The sequence below is a fragment of the Vibrio sp. 779(2023) genome (genome assembly GCF_033344285.1).
GTDB lineage: Bacteria > Pseudomonadota > Gammaproteobacteria > Enterobacterales > Vibrionaceae > Vibrio > Vibrio alginolyticus.
This window is the reverse complement of sequence record NZ_JAWPOM010000005.1, coordinates 221,126-239,421: the sequence shown is the minus strand read 5'-3', so window position 1 is coordinate 239,421 and position 18,296 is coordinate 221,126. Positions and strand designations below refer to the sequence as shown.

Sequence of the window (18,296 nt, the reverse complement as noted above, 5' to 3'; positions counted from 1 at the left end):
TACAAGATAGTTTTTAGGCCGACTTTTATTGGAGGCCGTTCATCAACTCATCTCGGCGAGCTTGAGGTACCACACTCCAATGAGTGCCGTTGATAGCACCTTCTAGTGCCCATAGCAACTCAATGTTGACGGTTGCAGAGTGCGTATCTCTTATCGCTTTATAGGCGTTAAGCGCACCTTCCTCTTCAAGCTTCTCTACGGATTCGATGCCGGCTTTTTTTAGCATGCGCTCGGTAGCCAGTCGTAAGTTAGGCAAATCTTTCAAACGGTTAGGCTTTGTACTTGCTTGCTGTTCTTTCTCAAGCTTTGCCTTTTTCAATGATTGATTCGCTACTTCGATTAAGCGTTCGCTTGATTCCCATAAATCGCTGGAAATAGCGTAGTACTTTGTAACGACTGGAAAGCCACGTTTTTTATAAACGTAAGGCTTTAGCCCTTGTTTCTCGAAGTCAGATGAAGTTTTTTGGTCTGCTCTGATATGAAGCTGATTATTTACCACTAGTGCAAACATTGTTTCATCAGCGAATAGTCCGAAGCCACCAAACATTGAGCGCGACTTGATATTACCAAGTGCCTCAAATAGCTTCATAGAGTCTTTGAGTATCGGTTTATCCATGTTTTGTTATCTCGGTGTAATTAATATTACGCCACCAAAAGTCAGGTCCGAGAGAGTAGCAAACATGCGTAAAAACAATGTCATTACAGAGTAAAGTCATTGCTTACACACTTGCCATCGGTAACCCCGCTACCTTCCATATCGCAATATGGTTCAGGCCGGAGGCTTTGCGTCCCACTCTTTCGAATGGTTTGCCCTGTGCGTGACACAATGAGCATACTTCTTATATTGAATTAACATCACGGTTTAGCGTTAAAAGTGTGATTTCGGTTCAATAAAAATGATAGATTGAATGCTCTATTTTGCATATGGAAAGGTGCAAATTGGCCTTTGAAAAGGAGTTCTTAATATATATTACATTTATATAAAACAGGGAGTTAACGTTAGTCAATTGTTATTAGAGTGGTGTGAAGTATTAGAGAATGCTTAATTTTTCCAAAAAAATAAGCGCCCCTGTAGAGCGCTTATTTAACACGGTTAAATACAGTGAAATTTAGTTCATTTTTTTCACAGTATTTCGAATTACAAGCTCAGGTTGCATTTCGAAAATTCGTTTTTCGTGTTCTTTATCTTTGATACGCTCAAGTAGAATTTCGAATGCATTTTTACCAACACGACGTTTAGGTTGGTGGATAGTCGTTAGCGGTGGAGAGAAGTATTCCGCAAGCTCGATGTTGTCGTAGCCGATCACTGAAATATCTTCAGGAATTTTGATCCCGTTTTGTTGCAAGCGGCTCATTAGGCCTAGAGCCATTGTGTCGTTAAAACAGAATACCGCCGTCGGGCGCTTGTCCATTGCGGTAATTTTATCTGCAACTAATACGGCCGTATCACATTCAAAGTTACCTTCAAGGATCCAGTCTTCATTTACAGCTAGGTTCGCTTCGCTCATTGCGCGACGGAAACCTGCAATGCGCTCTTGGCAAGCAAGCTTTTCAAAATGACCGCTTAGACAAGCGATATCCGTATGACCATTGTCAATCAGATGTTTGGTTGCAATGTAGCCACCTTCTTCTGAGTTATCCATGATCTTGTCTGCTTGTGAGCTCTCTGGGCCCCAATCCATGACCACTTTAGGAATGTCCGCATGACGGTCAAGCATCTCTTTTAGTTCTTCGGTTAAGTCAGAACACATCACTAGGATGCCATCAACGCGCTTTTCAGCCAGCATACGAATGTAATCGCGTTGTTTTTCGTAAATCCCGCCTGTGTTACATAAAATCAGAGTATAGCCTTGGCGGTAACAGTAGCTCTCAACGCCATCAATCACTTCTGAGAAAAATAGGTTAGTTGATTGAGTTACTAACATGCCAATCGTACGAGTTGAGTTGCATTTTAGGCTGCGTGCAACGGCACTTGGCGCGTAATTCAGCTCGTCAACGGCTTTCATTACTTTTTCTTGCGTTGCTTCTGCAACGAAACGCGTTTTATTGATAACGTGCGAAACTGTCGTAGTGGAAACGCCGGCTAAGCGAGCAACGTCTTTTATCGTGGCCATAAATGGTGTCCTGTATCGAGCTACTGAAATATGTCGTATTGGATGTACCTGATGCTCTAATGGTTTCACACCTAGCAATATAAAATTGGCGCTAAGTGTCTCGGCAGCGGTTGATCCAAGTGCGACAAAAGGGTACGTAGCAGCATCGGTCGATGAATTTTATCTTTTTTCTATCTGATGAGAAATTGCCATCAACCTGTTAAGAAAACACAAAAACCGCTATATTTCAGCGGTTTACATATAAATCATATTTAATCGTTTGCGCTCACATTTTAGCCCTATGTGGACTGACTAGCAATGTTTTCAGCAAGAGATTTGTGTATTTGAAGTCACATTTTGACTGCTAAATAACCAAGCGTCTTTGCGCTAAGTTAAGGCAAACGAATATTATACCCAAGTTACTTACAATTGGTCACTTTCAGGCATACAGGAAGCCCGATAGGCAGGCTCCCTAAAAATAGGCGGCAATTATTCACCAAGAAGGTAGGCGCTGTCTAGTTTACAAAATGCAACTAATAGTTTCGCGACACTCGAGTAAAATCCAAATTCGTCGAATTTTTTACATTTGTCTGAAAACTGAGGTAACCAAGACATCAATTGCTGCTGGATAAAGTCGTTTTGTTTAACGAAGGCTTCTTCCATGTGTTTTTCTTGTTCAAGCTCGTTTGAGCGGATAATCATGTTCCCGAGAAAGTCGAGCTCAACGGCTAAGTGATCCGCAGGTTCCTTTAGGTTTTCGTCTACTTGAACGCCAAATTCAGCCATCAACTTTTCCATTTCCTCAGCTGGCTTGTCATTCAGTAAACCTGATTCACCAATGTACATGGATGCGTAAGGAAGAGCGCCGTATTTTTCTGTCTTCAAAAACAGTTCACAAAAGTCAGCTGCAAGCTCTAGTTGTGCATCTTCACGATCTTGTAACCGATTCAGCGCATCAACTAGGCTATCAACGGCTGGTTTTAGCGACTCATTTTCACCTAAACCTGCGAGAAAACTGCGAATTTCAACACTGTGATAGGCTTTCAATTCTTTCTCTGTTAGTTCTTTTGCGAACAAGCTCGAAAACCACCAGTAAATTTCAGCGCGTTTTTCATTAAAAGCTTTCACTTCTTGCATTTTGGGCTCCTGAATGATGCTTCAAGTCATGCATCACAAAGTCAATTAGGGATATCCCCTAAGTGTAATCAATTAAAATGAATAGCAGTAACTATAATTGTTATGTTTTATGGTCAAAAATGACCGTTTATTAATAGCAATGGGCAAGCTTGTTTTGAATCAATAAAAACGCTAAATCTTGCGTTTTAATGTATCTATGACTAGAAATGTTACTAGTTATGAATAGAATACGTCTTGGATAATAAGAAGACAGAAAAGTGGTGTAAATGAGCTATCACGTATTAGTCGTAGAAGATGATGTTGTAACTCGTAGTAAGCTTGCGGGATATTTCCAAAATGAGGGCTACCAAGTCAGCGAAGCAGAGAGTGGCGCAGAAATGCGTGAAGTTTTGCAAGCGGGCGATGTAGACCTGATCATGCTGGATATTAACCTGCCTGGTGAAGACGGCCTGATGCTTACTCGTGAGTTACGTAGCCAATCGGATATTGGTATCATATTAGTAACAGGACGCACGGATAGCATTGATAAAATCGTAGGCCTAGAAATGGGTGCTGACGATTATGTGACAAAACCTTTTGAACTGAGAGAGCTGTTAGTTCGCGTTAAAAACTTGCTGTGGCGTATTTCAGCAGCGCGCAGTGGCAGCTCGAAAGCGAATGAAACCAGTGAAGAGCACATTGTGCGCTTTGGGGAGTGGACATTCGACATTCAACGTCGCGCACTTAGCCGCAACGGTGAGCCAGTAAAACTAACTAAAGCAGAGTATGAACTTTTGGTGGCATTATCGTCTTACCCTAACCAGGTGTTAAGTCGTGAGCGTATTTTGAACATGATCAGCCATCGAGTGGATGCGCCGAATGACCGCACCATTGATGTTCTTATTCGACGTATGCGCGCAAAAATGGAGTTCGATCCTAAGAACCCACAGATTTTTGTAACGGTGCACGGCGAAGGCTATATGTTTGCTGGTGACTAGTTGGAACATAACTCAATCGTAAAAAGAAAAGGAGAGCTTCGGCTCTCCTTTTTTGTGGCTTCAAGATAATACTAGTTTGCTTCAACCATTGGTGTTTGGCCGACAGTATCACGCAACCTTTGCCAAATACTGCCCAAGTACTCATGCCAATAAAGCTCTGTTTGTTCTAAGTAACGCGCTTTAGGTGAGTATTTATCCCAAGGTTGACTTATCTCGCTAATAGCTAAGAAGTTGGTCGGGGCTGGGATTGGTTTAATGCCTGCTGCGTTGAACTCATACAATGCACGGCTCATGTGACTCGCAGAAGTGACTAACACAATCTCCTTTTGTTGAACGAATGCAGCCGCTTGACGCGCCTCTTCCCACGTATCTTTCGCATCTTCTAATAAAATGATATCGGATTTCGCGACTCCCAACGCAAGGGCAACGTTCGCCATCATTCGCGCGTGGCTAATTTCAGATCCGCCAGCATAGCCGGATAAGATTAATTTCGCGCCTGGATACATTCTTAAAATACGAATGCCCTCAGTTAAGCGCATTAATGCTGCACGGCTTAACTGCGAGGTGGGTGGAATTTCGTCATCGATAACATGACCATTCCCTAAAACCATCACGTAGTCGATGGTGCCAGAAACTGGCAAAAAGGCTTTATGCTCTCGCTCTAACGGCATAAGAAGCTTGGTTGAAACAGGTTGGAAGGCAACAAGAAAAATGCCAACAAAAGAGAATAGAACAACGAAGCAGCCAGTTTTACGTTTTGTAGTAAAACTAATGAGAGCAAGACCCAACAAGCCTATCAGCAGCAATGCCGGAAGGGGCATAAGCATGGCTGACACTACTTTTTTCAGCTCAAACATACATAAATAGTCCGAAAAAACATCAATTGATAATAAAAATGAGGGTATCCCTCTTTATTCCTGCTTTCCTTGTGCCAGAATAGCGGCACAATCCGTTATGATAACTCAGCAGAAGTGACAGAAGACCGCAATTTCGACGATATCGCCCACAAATTTGCAAAAAATATTTACGGCTCCGATAAAGGGGAGATCCGCCAAATCATTGTGTGGGAAGATTTTCTACAGATTCTAAGTGAATTAGATGCTGACCAGCAACCCCTAGAAGTGTTAGACGCTGGTGGTGGTTTGGCACAAATGTCGCAAAAGCTTGCTAAGCTCGGACATCGAATCGCTTTATGTGATCTATCTTCGGAAATGCTGCAGTTGGCTAAGCAGGATATTGAAAAAAACGGTTTGCTTGAGCAGTATCGCCTGATTCATTCGCCTGTCCAATCCATCGGTGAACATATGGATGGACAGGTCGATCTGGTTATGTTCCACGCTGTGATGGAGTGGCTGGTTGATCCTAAGGCCGCACTTGAAACAGTTCTTGAACAAGTAAAACCGGGAGGTATCGCATCAGTCATGTTCTACAACCACCACGGTTTAGTCTATAAAAACGTGGTTTGTGGCAACATTCCTCATATATTAGACGGCATGCCTCACCGAAAAAGATTTAAACTACAGCCGCAAAAAGGCTTAAAACCTGAAGAAGTCTACCAGTGGATAGAAAATTCAGGTTTTAATATTTGTGGCAAATCTGGTATTCGCTCATTTAGTGATTACATAGGCAATATGGAATACATGGGTGATTACGAGTTTGAAGATGTGTTGGCGCTAGAAAAACAACTTTGTCGACAAGAGCCATACCTCTCATTAGGCCGCTACATTCATGTGTGGGCTAAAAAGAACGATAAACAGGAATAACAATGAGTGAGATGACTCTCAATGCTGCAGAGCAACCAATCGATGAGCTGGTTGGCTGGGTTAAGCAGCACGATTTCTCGTTGAACCTGACCACAGAGCGATTGGCATTTTTGATAGCCATTGCCGTACTGAGTAATGAAAGGTTCGATGAAGAACTGGGTGAAGGTGAACTGCATGATGCATTTGCCATCGTCACTCGACTATTTGATGAGACCGGCGAAGCCTCCGCTTTTCGTGCGAACAATGCGATCAACGAGATGGTTAAGCAGCGTCTTATGAGCCGTTTTGTCAGTGAGATTACTGACGGAGCGAGCATTTACCGCTTGTCGCCATTAGCGATAGGAATAACCGACTACTACGTGCGTCACCGTGAGTTCTCGAAACTGCGTCTTTCTATCCAGCTATCCATGGTAGCGGATGAAATGGCGAAAGCGATTGAGGCAGCACAAAAAGGTGGCACACCGGGTCACTGGAAGAAAAACGTATACGGTGTTTTAAAATATTCTGTAGGCGAAATTTTCGATCAAATTGACCTCAACCAACGTGTTATGGATGAGCAGCAACAGTCAGTGAAGCAACAGATTGCTGACCTGCTTAACAAAGACTGGCGCGAAGCGATCAACAACTGTGAAGCACTTCTGTCAGAAACATCAAGCACGTTGCGTGAACTTCAAGATACGCTGCAAGCCGCCAGTGATGAACTGCAAACTCAGATCCTCGATATTCAAGAAATTGTTTACGGTGACCCTGAGCTGGAGTTTATCGAAGAAGCCTTGTTTGGTCTGCAAATGAAACTAGACCGAATCACAAGCTGGGGCCAGCAAGCTATCGACCTTTGGATTGGTTATGACCGACACGTGCACAAGTTTATTCGTACTGCAATCGATATGGATAAGAACCGTGCGTTTAGCTCGCGTCTGCGTCAATCCGTCAAAGATTACTTCGATGCGCCTTGGTATCTGACTTATGCAGATGCGGAGAGGCTTTCTGACCTTCGTGATGAGGCCCTAGTACTGCGTGATGACGAGGTCACGGGTCAAGTTCCGATGGAAGTAGAATACGAAGAGTTTCAACAAGTCAATGATGAGCTGTCTGAACGAATTGGTGACATGCTAAAAGCGCATAAAGATCAAGGCACACCAATCGATTTGAGTGTGGTACTGCGAGATTACCTTGCACAGCACCCTTACACTCATCATTTTGATTTAGCTCGCATTATCGTCGATCAAGCTGTACGTCTAGGGTATTCAGAATCGGATTACCAAGCGATTCAACCAGACTGGAAAGCAATCAACGAATTTGGGGCAAAGGTACAAGCGAATGTCATCGACCGATACTAATGAATACATGTCAGAGAATCTGGCAAAAGCAATTTCTAACCCTCTGTTCCCAGCGCTAGACAGCATGCTTCGAGCAGGGCGTCATATCTCAAGTGAAGATCTAGACAACCACGCGTTGTTGTCGGATTTCGAACTTGAGCTTTCTTCTTTCTACCAACGCTACAACACCGAATTGGTGAAAGCGCCAGAAGGTTTCTTCTACCTTCGTCCACGTTCAACATCTCTGATTGGCCGTAGTGTTCTTTCTGAACTGGATATGCTGGTGGGTAAGGTACTGTGTTTCCTTTACCTAAGCCCAGAGCGTCTTGCGCACGAAGGCATCTTCACTAACCAAGAGCTGTACGACGAACTGCTTGCTCTAGCAGATGAAAATAAGCTGATGAAGCTAGTGACGAACCGTGCTACCGGTTCTGACCTTGATAAAGAAAAGCTGTTTGAAAAAGTACGTACGTCACTTCGTCGTCTGCGTCGCCTAGGCATGATCATCAACATCGGTGAAACCGGTAAATTCAGCATCAGTGAAGCGGTATTCCGCTTTGGTGCCGATGTACGTATTGGCGATGACATGCGTGAAGCGCAGCTGCGTCTGATCCGTGATGGTGAAGCAGTAGTGCACACCAAAGAGCCAAGCCAAGGCAGCTTATTGTCTGAAGAAGATCAAGACGACCAAGCCCAAGAAGAAACAACAGAAGAGGGTGAAGCATGAGCATGATTGAACGCGGTAAATACCAATCGCTGACCATGGTCAACTGGAACGGCTTCTTTGCCCGTACGTTTGACATCGATGGTCTGGTCACCACGCTATCAGGTGGTAACGGTGCAGGTAAATCAACCACAATGGCGGCGTTCATCACCGCATTGATTCCTGACCAAACGCTACTGCACTTCCGTAACACGACAGAAGCGGGCAGCAGCCAATCGTCTCGCGACAAAGGTTTGTACGGTAAGCTACAGCCGGGCGCATGTTATGCGGCGCTAGACGTGGTGAACTCACGTAACCAACGCCTATTGTTTGCAGTAAAACTACAGCAAGTTGCGGGTCGTGATAAGAAAGTAGACATCAAACCGTTTGTGATCCAAGGTCTTCCAAGCCATGTGAAACCAACGGATATCTTGGTTGAAAGCGTATCTGCGACTCAAGCTCGTGTACGTCAAATCAATGAAGTAAAAGAATCAATCGCAGAATTTGAAGGCGTTCAATTCAAAGCGTTCTCTTCTATCGTGGATTACCACTCGCAGATGTTCGAATTCGGTGTGATTCCGAAGAAACTGCGTAACTCTGGTGACCGTTCTAAATTCTACCGCCTGATCGAAGCATCGCTTTACGGTGGTATCTCAAGTGCGATTACCCGTTCGCTACGTGACTACCTTCTGCCACAAAACGGCGGCGTGAAGAAAGCGTTCCAAGATATGGAATCGGCGCTGCGTGAAAACCGCATGACGCTAGAAGCGATCAAAACCACGCAAGCAGACCGTGACTTGTTCAAACATTTGATTACAGAGTCGACCAACTACGTGGCAGCGGACTATATGCGCCATGCTAACGAGCGTCGTAAAAAACTAGAACAGACATTGTCTTTGCGTTCAGAGTTATTTGGTTCTCGCGAGACCTTGATTGAGCAAAACAATCTGCTTAACCGCGTTCAAGAAGAGCTGGAACTGCTGATCGAGTCAGAATCTTCTTTAGAGCAAGACTACCAAGCGGCTTCTGATCACTTGCAACTGGTGCAAAACGCGCTGCGTCAGCAAGAGAAGATCGAACGCTACCAAGAAGATCTTGAAGAGCTGAGCGAGCGTCTTGAAGAACAAATGATGGTAGTCGAAGAAGCGCAAGAACGCGTGATGATGGCTGAAGAGCAAGCTACCGTTGCAGAAGAAGAGGTGGATAGCCTTAAGACGCAACTTGCTGATTACCAGCAAGCTCTTGACGTTCAGCAAACTCGCGCCCTTCAATATCAACAAGCAGTTCAAGCGCTGGAGAAAGCGAAGCAGCTACTTGGCGATGACAGCCTAACGGCAGAATCGGCACAAGCGCTTGTCTCTGAGCTTAAGAGCAAAGAATCAGAAAACACCAATGCGTTGCTATCGGTTAAGCACAAACTGGACATGTCTTCTGCAGCGGCAGAGCAGTTTGAAACCGCGCTTAAACTGGTACAAAGCATCGTTGGTCAAGTTGAGCGCAAAGACGCGTCTGAACATGCGAAAACTGCAATCGCGAAAGCGCGTGAGTCACAACAAATCGCGCAAAACGAACAGCAATGGCGAGCACAACACCGTGATCTCGAACGCAGCCTTAACCAGCAGCGTCAAGCACGTGAACTGGTTGCTGAATACAAAAAGCAATATCACGTTGAACTAACCGATGAGGTTACATTTGAACAAGAACGTGAACGTCATGCGACGCAAATCGAATCACTAGAGATAGCTCAAGAAGAAGTTCGTGATCAGCGTGGTGAACAGCGCCGTCTAGAGCAAAACGCGGCGGCAGAAATCAGTAAGCTTGAAGCAATAGCACCAGCTTGGATTGCGGCGAACGATGCGCTAGAGAAACTGAGAGAGCAGAGCGGTGAAGAGCTTGAGGATCGCCATGCGGTAATGAACCACATGCAAGTTGTCCTTGAACAAGAAAGGGAGCTGTCTTTAGCTAAAGATAAGCTTGCTGAGCGCCGTAGCCAGCTAGACGCTGAGATTGAGCGCCTAGCTTCTCCTGGTGGTTCAAACGACCCTCGCCTGAAAGGTTTGGCAGATACGCTGGGCGGTGTATTGCTGTCTGAGATCTACGATGACATCACGATTGATGACGCGCCTTACTTCAGTGCGATGTACGGTCCGGCTCGTCACGCTATCGTTGTTTCTGACTTGTCAGGCATCGAAGAAAAACTGGTAGAGCTAGACGACTGTCCAGAAGACTTGTACATCATTGAAGGTGACATCGATGCCTTTGATGACAGCTCGTTCGATGCAGAAGAGTTAGAGGGCGCGGTTTGCGTTCGTATGAACGATCGCCAAATGCGTTACTCTCGCTTGCCTGAAATCCCACTGTTTGGCCGTGCGGCACGTGAGCAGCGTCTAGAGTTGCTGCGTAACGAACGAGAAGAAGTGGTAGAGAAACACGCGAAAGCGGCGTTTGATTCTCAGAAAATGCAGCGCTTGTACCAAGCGTTTAACCTATTTGTGTCTAACCACATTCAGGTTGCTTTTGACGCCGATCCAGAACAAGCACTGGCAACTATTCGTGATAAGCGTAACCAAATTGCTCGCGTGTTGGCGGATCTGGATGCGAAAGAGCAACAACAACGTTCTCAGCTTCAAACCAGCAAGCAAGCGTTGTCTTCTCTGGACAAGCTAGCGTCACACATGGTGCTTGTTGAAGATGAGTCATTGCAAGCGCGTTTTGATGAGCTAGAAGAGAAAATCGCTCAGCTTGCAGAGGCAAAAAACTTCTTAAACAACCATGCAAAAGCCGTCACGCAATTAGAGAATATTGCGTCTGCGCTTGATGCTGACCCAGAGCAATTCGATGCACTAGAAGCAGAATACAAAGCGGCAGACGAGCGGCTACAAGATCTTAAGAAGCAAATCTTTGCACTCTCAGATCTCGTTGAACGTCGTCACTACTTCGCTTACTCAGATTCAGTAGACCTACTGAACAAGAGCAGCGAACTGAGCGAGCAGCTAAAAGCTAAACTGGTTCAAGCTGAACAAATGCGTACTCGCTCTCGTGAAGAGTTGAAGCAATCGCAAGGTCAAATGAACCAATACAACCAAGTATTGGCATCATTGAAGAGTTCACACCAAGCGAAACTGGAAACGGTTCAAGAGTTCAAACAAGAACTTCAAGAGTTTGGCGTGAACGCTGACGAAGGTGCGGAAGAGCGCGCAATGCGTCGTCGTGACGAACTGCACGAGCGTCTACACTCGTCTCGCAGCCGTAAGAGCGAATACGAGCGCACGATCACCTCTACTGAACTAGAGATGAAAGGCTTGGCAAAACGTCTGAAGAAAGTTCAGAAAGAATACGTTGAGCTGCGTACGTTCGTGGTTGCTGCGAAAGCTGGCTGGTGTTCAGTACTTCGTCTGGCGCGTGAGAATGATGTTGAGCGTCGTCTACACAAGCGTGAACTGGCTTACATGTCAGCGGATGAACTGCGTTCGATGTCGGATAAATCACTGGGTGCGCTGCGTCTAGCGGTTGCGAACAATGACGACCTGCGTGATGCGCTGCGTCTATCAGAAGATAATGCACGTCCAGAGCGTAAAGTTCTGTTCTATATTGCTGTATACCAACACCTTCGTGAGCGTATTCGTCAGGATATCATCCGTACTGATGACCCAGTTGAAGCAATCGAAGAGATGGAAGTCGAGCTGGCGCGTCTAACGGAAGAGCTAACGCAACGTGAAAACCGTCTAGCGATCAGCTCTGAGTCGGTAGCGAGCATCATCAAGAAGACGATTCAGCGTGAGCAAAACCGTATTCGTATGCTGAACCAAGGCCTGTCGAACATTTCGTTTGGTCAGGTGAAGGGCGTACGTCTAAACGTGAAGATCCGCGAAAGTCACGAAGTGCTACTGAACGGCCTAGCGACACAACAAGAGCAGCATAAAGATCTGTTTGAATCGACTCGCTTTACCTTCTCTGAAGCAATGGCGAAGCTGTTCCAACGCGTGAACCCACACATCGATATGGGTCAACGTTCTCCTCAGGTTCTGGGTGAAGAGCTACTGGATTACCGTAACTACCTAGAGCTAAGTGTAGAAGTGAACCGTGGTACAGATGGTTGGCTACAGGCTGAGTCTGGCGCGCTATCAACAGGTGAGGCGATCGGTACTGGTCAGTCAATCCTACTGATGGTTGTTCAAAGCTGGGAAGAAGAATCACGCCGCCTGCGCAGTAAAGACATTGTGCCTTGTCGTCTGCTCTTCTTGGATGAAGCCGCGCGTCTGGATGCGAAATCGATCGCAACATTGTTCGAATTGTGTGACCGTCTGGATATGCAGCTTCTTATCGCGGCACCAGAAAACATCAGCCCAGAGAAAGGTACGACCTACAAACTGGTGCGTAAGGTATTTAAAGACCACGAGCACGTACACGTAGTTGGTCTGCGTGGTTTTGGTCAAACGGATAAGCCTAAGACTGAAGCGCAAGAGATGATTGAAGAGTTTGAATCGTAAACTCCGAATCTAATAAAACGCCCGCAATGAACGCGGGCGTTTTTGTATCTATTTACGAGGTAGGCTTCGAACAACATAAGACAAGCCGAGACTGTAGGACGGCAGTCTCGGCTTATTAGCGGAACTTCACGAGGAAGCGACGTTTATTCCTCTGGAATATCGTCCCTGACTTCGATCATTTCAGCAAGCTCTTCGAGTGCTTGGACAGAAAGCTCAGACAAGCGTTGTAGGTGTTGGTCTAAGCTCTCTTGTTCTTCAAGCTCTGGTTCATCATTATTTGTTTCTTTTATTAGCATTTCCCAACCTCTCAAGTTGAGTAAGGGGAGCTCTCATCATACTCAAAAGGCAAAGTAGAAAAGAAACGATCTATGTTGATTTTGTTAGCTCGATCATTGATTCAACTTATATATGAGAAGGATGTGTTTAATAAGGAGAGTAAGTGCAAGGTTTTTGGATGCGGGAACAAAAACGCCAGTAATCATGACAATTACTGGCGAGTAATAACGAACATTATGTCGGAGGGTTAGAACAACGGCTTCACACCGAACTGCTCTGCCGCGTAAGCGACGCGTTCAATCGGTTTTGGATACTCAGCAGGTGTGCCAAGGCTCTCTATGTGTTTCAAACGAGGAAGTAAGCCTGCACCATTAGCGATTTGGATTGCCAGACCAGGGCGAGCGTTAAGCTCTAAAACCATAGGTCCTTCATCTTTATCCAGCACCATATCCGTACCCATGTATCCCAAACCTGTCATTTCCCAGGCACTTGACGCAAGCTCCAGCAAGCGCTCCCAATGCGGTACTTGAAGGGTCGAAAGGTCTTTACCTGTATCAGGGTGATGAGTCACTGGATGATCGAACTGCACCGCTCTGACGGCTTTACCTGTCGCGATGTCAATGCCTACTCCTACCGCACCTTGGTGAAGGTTTGCTTTGCCGTCGGAAGCCGCTGTAGAGCAGCGCATCATCGCCATAACTGGATAACCTTTAAATACGATGATCCGAACATCTGGTACGCCTTCATAACTGAAGCCATCAAAACAGTCATCAAACTTGATTAAGTTTTCAACCACAGCAACGTCATTTTTACCACCAAGAGAGAAAAGGCCAGCAAGCGCATTACTAATGTGACGCTCGACCTCATCCCTACCAATTGTAGAGCCGGAGGGTTTGGTATATACCCCGTTTTTATGAGACGTAACAACCAGAATGCCTTTACCGCCACTACCTTGTGCAGGTTTGATCACAAAACCAGGCCAGTTCTCAACCATTTTGTGGATAGTCTTAACTTCAGCTTGGTTATGAATGACACCGATCAGGGCAGGAACTGTTGCTCCTGCTGCCTGTGCAATAATTTTGGTCTTTAGCTTGTCATCGACAAGTGGGTATTTAGAACGATCATTGTAACGGCCAATATAGCTGTGGTTACGCTTGTTCATCCCCATAATGCCTTTATGGCGAAGCTTAGACGGCGAAGTAAAACTTTCGAACATCGTTTAGTCCTCCGCTAGTGGTTTGAAGCGTCGTAGCTCAGTGAGGCGGTAACCTGTGTAAGTACCTAGTAATAGAATACCGGCCAGAACAATCAACTGTAGACCAATGAAGTTAAAGGTTAAGTGTTGAATGTATGAGTTCGTCATTGCAAGGTAAACTAATACCGCTGTCAGCAATGAACCACCACCTTGCAGAGCAACTTCCTTCGCACCTTCTTCTTCCCATAGGATTGACATACGTTCAATCGTCCAAGACAAGATGATCATAGGGAAGAAGGTAATTGTTAGGCCTTCCGTTAAGCCCATCTTAAACGCAACAACGGTGAACACCGAGATGATCATGATAACGGTAATAATGACCGCAGATATCCTTGCTACCAGCAATAAGTTCAACCTAGACAAATAGCTTCGAATAATCAGGCCTGTACCTACAATTAGCAAGAAACCGACAATACCCGTTAATAGTTGAGTTTGAACAAAAGCAACGGCAATCAACACAGGCATGAAGGTACCGGATGTTTTCAGGCCGATAATCACACGCAAGAACACAACGATCAGAGCACCGATAGGGATGAGCATAATGGTTTTGAACATCGCTTGCTCTTCCAAAGGTAAGCTATGAATTGAAATATTCAGTAATCCATCTGCTTCTATTTTGTTGTTTGTAGCTTGTTGTGGTGTCATTTCTTGCTTAATCATCGAGAAATGCACTTGGCTATTTTTACCACCAACAAGGTCAAGTAAGGATACGTTTGATTCATCCCACACTAACAAGTTGGGTTTCACTGCTTTTTGTTCGGATTTTGGCGAAAACAGTACCCAATCTTTACCTGACCAAACCTGAACCATTGGTTGAATTGTTTGGCGTCGACGACCATCTTCTAGTTCGATAACACCGACGGTTTTGCTCTGTATACCTGCGGTAAGCAAAATGTTATGCAGTGCATCAGTACGGCTGAAATCGTTCAGTAGTAGCGACGAGTTTTGGCTATCAGGGTCATTAAGCGCTTTGATAAGCTCACGAGTAAACGTCACATTATCGGCTGAGCGACTCATCGCACGTTCGATAAGGGCATTTGCCGCTGCTGCTTGTGGTGCTGAAAGCGTTGGTGGCGTAATGTCTTCCGTTGGCGGTAAAGGAGTGACTTTAGCCTGAGGGTCTACTAAGAACTGAGCTTTGTAGTATATGGTTTGTGGCCCTTGAGCTTGGCGAATTGACCATTCTGCACGACGGCCTGAATCGTCATTGATGTAGGAAACGCCATAACCTGATGAGGAAGCAGATTCACCGATAAGTGTGTAACCACTTTGTGTATGAGGTGCTGCAAGTGACGCTTTTACTTCGTTGCCGTTAGCATTGAACTCAATACGAGCTTCTACATCCCACACCTGGCGAGTTTCGCCTGGCGTCCAAGGCACGCCGTAGTTTTCATGTCTGAAAACACTCAGAGCAATGCCCGCAATCACCAATAAGATGATAGAAAGGTAAAACGGTATTTTTGACGTCATAATCTACCTTATTATTTTTTATCTTCGTCCGTTTGGATATAGGTACGACTTACATCGACAAGTGCTATGTCGCGCATAAATTCTCTACCCAGTAAAATAGGATGGTTCATATGTGAGCGATCTGCCAACGTAAATTGCGCTTTTTCATGAATTTTTCCAACGCGCACCCAAAGTTCTACCACAGCGCGGCGTTCTAACTCTTCACTGGTAACCTGGCGGATTTTGACGTAGCGAATGACAGGAGCTTCGATCCAAGTACTTTTCTCTTCTTCGGATTTACTGGTGTCTGCTAAGTGGAATCGGACCCATTTTTTGCCATTTCTTTCGAACTCTTCAATATCAACGGCATTTAAAGACGACGTCGCGGCACCAGTGTCGATACGTGCATCAAAAGTTTGCTTAATCGACTCTACAGTGACCTTTTCGATAGAGCCAAGGACAATATCGTGAGTTGGGGTTGGTTCCACAGGAGCGGGAGATTGGACAATAATCGGCTCTTTCGGTTTTTTTACTTCTGCCATTGCTTCATCGCGAAATGTAAGAAGTTCAACCTGTAGTTTATCGACTTGTTCTTCAAGGCTGTCGATATAGTCCGATTGGTTGCTGAGCTGTAGCTCTAGGTTGGTAATGCGATTATTGACATTCGCTTCTGAATTTTGAATCGCCGCTAACGTTTCTTGGTGGTACTGTTCGCCTTTGGTTAGTGAGCATCCAGATAGTAAGGCGATGGCAACAATCGGGGTCAATCGTAATAACATTGAAAACCTTGGGATTGGATTAAGTTGTTTATTTTTTAGGAGTTTAGCTTATATCGATAAAGCCTCACAAGTAAGAATGTTTCTCTATTACTTATTGTTTGAGGAATAGTGATGAAAAGCCAAAAATCAAGGACATAAAAGCGCATCCTTATTTAGAGCGTGCTTATATTTTGACGTGAAAAATGGATTCAAAAAACAAACTCGCTCATTACGAGGAAAGAGGGTAATGTCTTAACTCGTAAAATGAGTTAAGACAATGTCAGGAATCTCAGCGAATTATGATTTGCGAGCGACAAGAACCGCGCGGCGAGGGGCAGGATAGCCTTCTACAGTTTTGCTTGGGTCGTTCGGATCTAAGTAGTCAGGTAGAGAGTTATGCGTCATCCAATCTGTGGTACGTTGTTCGTCTACGGACGTGATGTTTTCATCAACGATACGAACATCTTCAAAACCGACCAATTCTAGCCACACTTTTAGGGCTTTTGCTGAAGGGAAGAAATAGACATTACGCATTTGCGCGTAACGAGAAGTCGGGACCAGTACTGCATTCTCATCACCTTCAATCACGAGTGTTTCCAATACGAGTTCACCTCCAGATACCAATTGATCTTTTAGTTGCACTAAATGATCGAGAGGCGAGCGGCGATGGTAAAGCACGCCCATGCTGAATACCGTATCGAACGCTTCCAACTTAGGTAGTTGTTCAATGCCCAATGGCAGTAGGTGTGCACGTTGGTCATCGCCCATTAGTTTACGAATTGCTTCGAACTGAATCAGGAACAGGTGAGATGGATCGATACCGACAGTTAAGCGTGCACCTTCGCCTAGCATGCGCCACATGTGGTAGCCGTTACCACAACCTACATCGAGTACGCTGCGATTCTTTAATGGAGAAATATGTGGAAGCACGCGGTCCCATTTCCAATCACTGCGCCACTCAGTATCAATATGGATGCCGTGTACGTGGTATGGGCCTTTGCGCCAAGGATGGAATGTACGAAGTAAGCTTTCTAGCTTTTTAAGTTCCCCTTGAGGCATCGGCTCATTGTTTGAAATCGTGACAGAATCAACAATGTCGATGTTGTCCGGTCTACCCGCTGGGATTTTGTTCAGGGCTTTCAACCAGCGACCAAAGTCACCGTGCTCTGCATTTTGCCAATCCGTTAACTGCTGTGGAAGCACATTAAGCCAAGGTTGAAGACGGGTGTCTTGGGCAATCAATTGGTAGAAATTTGCAAAGTTAAACATAGTTAGTTAATCGCTGAGTTGATGGGTATAAATTATTAACAAAAGCCGAAATCGGTATGGTTCAGGCTTTGTATGCATGGTCTATTTAATCGCGAACATGGAGCCGAAGTTAAAGCATTGGAACCAAACATCGTAGCTAGAAAAGCCAATTTTAGCGAAACGCTCTTTATGTTCTTTCTTTGAATCTGGGCGCATTACGTTTTCTATCGCGCTGCGCTTTTGGCTGATTTCTAGTTCGCTATAACCATTCGCACGTTTAAAGTCGTGGTGAAGGTCAATTAACAGTTCGTTCGAAACTTCATCTTCGAAGACGAACTTCTCCGATAGAATCAAAATGCCGCCTGGACGCAGGCCTGCGTAAATTTTCTCGAGCAAGGAGCAACGATCTTCTGGAGAGAGGAATTGCAAAGTGAAGTTCAATACCACCACTGACGCGTTTTCAATTTCGATATTGCGAATGTCTGCTTCTACTACATCCACAGGAGTGTCACTGCGGTAAGCGTTGACGTGAAGTTTACAACGCTCAACCATCGCAGGAGAGTTGTCCACTGCGATGATTTGGCAACCTTCTTGTTTGATATGGCGACGCATAGACAATGTTGCAGCACCCAAAGAACAGCCAAGGTCATAGATGTTTGAGTGAGGTTTTACAAAACGCTCTGCCAGCATACCGATTGCAGAAATGATATTGCTGTAACCCGGTACCGATCGTTGAATCATGTCAGGAAATACTTCCGCTACGCGTTCATCGAACGTGAAATCCCCAATTTTATCGATTGGAGCCGAAAAAATAGTATCTGGATTGCT

15 protein-coding genes and 1 riboswitch are annotated in these 18,296 nt (G+C 45.2%); of the genes, 5 read left to right on the top strand and 10 right to left on the bottom strand.

All coding sequences use genetic code 11. The features are described 5' to 3' along the window. Positions 1-25: 25 nt before the first annotated feature. The 3 genes from R8O70_RS09485 to torD form a co-directional block, all read right to left on the bottom strand. Positions 26-616 carry a TfoX/Sxy family DNA transformation protein gene (locus R8O70_RS09485; RefSeq protein ID WP_005378367.1) on the bottom strand — a complete coding sequence of 197 codons (591 nt, stop codon included), beginning with the start codon at positions 614-616 and terminating at the stop codon, positions 26-28. A 116-nt stretch (positions 617-732) separates the two neighbouring features. After that, positions 733-822: riboswitch (cyclic di-GMP riboswitch) on the bottom strand. A gap of 287 nt (positions 823-1,109) precedes the next feature. Beyond that, on the bottom strand, positions 1,110-2,114 hold the full coding sequence (gene purR / locus R8O70_RS09480) for an HTH-type transcriptional repressor PurR (RefSeq protein ID WP_005378368.1): 1,005 nt from the start codon (positions 2,112-2,114) through the stop codon (positions 1,110-1,112). Between the two features lie 468 nt (positions 2,115-2,582). Then, entirely contained in the window at positions 2,583-3,230 is a 648-nt protein-coding gene (gene torD, locus R8O70_RS09475) for a molecular chaperone TorD (RefSeq protein ID WP_258623656.1), read from the bottom strand. Between the two features lie 266 nt (positions 3,231-3,496). Between torD and torR the strand changes: the two genes are divergently transcribed. Then, complete coding sequence (gene torR, locus R8O70_RS09470) at positions 3,497-4,207, top strand: two-component system response regulator TorR (protein ID WP_005378370.1); 711 nt, start codon at positions 3,497-3,499, stop codon at positions 4,205-4,207. A gap of 71 nt (positions 4,208-4,278) precedes the next feature. On the opposite strand, the gene elyC is transcribed toward torR, so the two are convergent. Next, complete coding sequence (gene elyC, locus R8O70_RS09465; protein ID WP_005387893.1) at positions 4,279-5,064, bottom strand: envelope biogenesis factor ElyC; 786 nt, start codon at positions 5,062-5,064, stop codon at positions 4,279-4,281. Positions 5,065-5,178: 114 nt separating this feature from the next. Between elyC and cmoM the strand changes: the two genes are divergently transcribed. Genes cmoM through mukB form a run of 4 tightly spaced genes read left to right on the top strand, consistent with a single transcriptional unit; the run spans position 5,179 to position 12,482 of the window. Further along, positions 5,179-5,970 (top strand): tRNA uridine 5-oxyacetic acid(34) methyltransferase CmoM, encoded by a 792-nt coding sequence (gene cmoM / locus R8O70_RS09460; protein WP_025766915.1) that lies wholly within the window; start codon positions 5,179-5,181, stop codon positions 5,968-5,970. Positions 5,971-5,972: 2 nt separating this feature from the next. Beyond that, positions 5,973-7,310 (top strand): chromosome partition protein MukF, encoded by a 1,338-nt coding sequence (mukF, locus tag R8O70_RS09455; protein WP_017634722.1) that lies wholly within the window; start codon positions 5,973-5,975, stop codon positions 7,308-7,310. Continuing rightward, positions 7,291-8,016 carry a chromosome partition protein MukE gene (gene mukE / locus R8O70_RS09450; RefSeq protein WP_005378379.1) on the top strand — a complete coding sequence of 242 codons (726 nt, stop codon included), beginning with the start codon at positions 7,291-7,293 and terminating at the stop codon, positions 8,014-8,016. Before mukF ends, mukE begins: the two co-directional genes overlap by 20 nt. Positions 8,017-8,018: 2 nt before the next feature. Next, positions 8,019-12,482, top strand: coding sequence for a chromosome partition protein MukB (gene mukB / locus R8O70_RS09445; RefSeq protein ID WP_213960444.1), 4,464 nt, complete (start codon positions 8,019-8,021; stop codon positions 12,480-12,482). 143 nt (positions 12,483-12,625) lie between these two features. On the opposite strand, the gene R8O70_RS09440 is transcribed toward mukB, so the two are convergent. The 6 genes from R8O70_RS09440 to cmoA all read right to left on the bottom strand — a co-directional run. Then, complete coding sequence (locus R8O70_RS09440; protein WP_005378381.1) at positions 12,626-12,778, bottom strand: hypothetical protein; 153 nt, start codon at positions 12,776-12,778, stop codon at positions 12,626-12,628. Between the two features lie 227 nt (positions 12,779-13,005). Then, complete coding sequence (locus R8O70_RS09435; RefSeq protein ID WP_005378387.1) at positions 13,006-13,974, bottom strand: alpha-L-glutamate ligase-like protein; 969 nt, start codon at positions 13,972-13,974, stop codon at positions 13,006-13,008. 3 nt (positions 13,975-13,977) lie between these two features. Further along, entirely contained in the window at positions 13,978-15,483 is a 1,506-nt protein-coding gene (locus R8O70_RS09430; protein WP_005378389.1) for an inactive transglutaminase family protein, read from the bottom strand. A gap of 11 nt (positions 15,484-15,494) precedes the next feature. After that, a complete protein-coding gene (locus R8O70_RS09425; protein ID WP_005378391.1) occupies positions 15,495-16,241 on the bottom strand; it encodes an ATP-dependent zinc protease in 747 nt (248 codons plus the stop codon). A gap of 276 nt (positions 16,242-16,517) precedes the next feature. Next, positions 16,518-17,489: a tRNA 5-methoxyuridine(34)/uridine 5-oxyacetic acid(34) synthase CmoB gene (cmoB, locus tag R8O70_RS09420; RefSeq protein WP_005387902.1), complete on the bottom strand. Its 972-nt coding sequence runs from the start codon at positions 17,487-17,489 to the stop codon at positions 16,518-16,520. Between the two features lie 81 nt (positions 17,490-17,570). Beyond that, on the bottom strand, positions 17,571-18,296 hold a 726-nt coding region (cmoA, locus tag R8O70_RS09415), incomplete at its 5' end, for a carboxy-S-adenosyl-L-methionine synthase CmoA (RefSeq protein ID WP_318184152.1).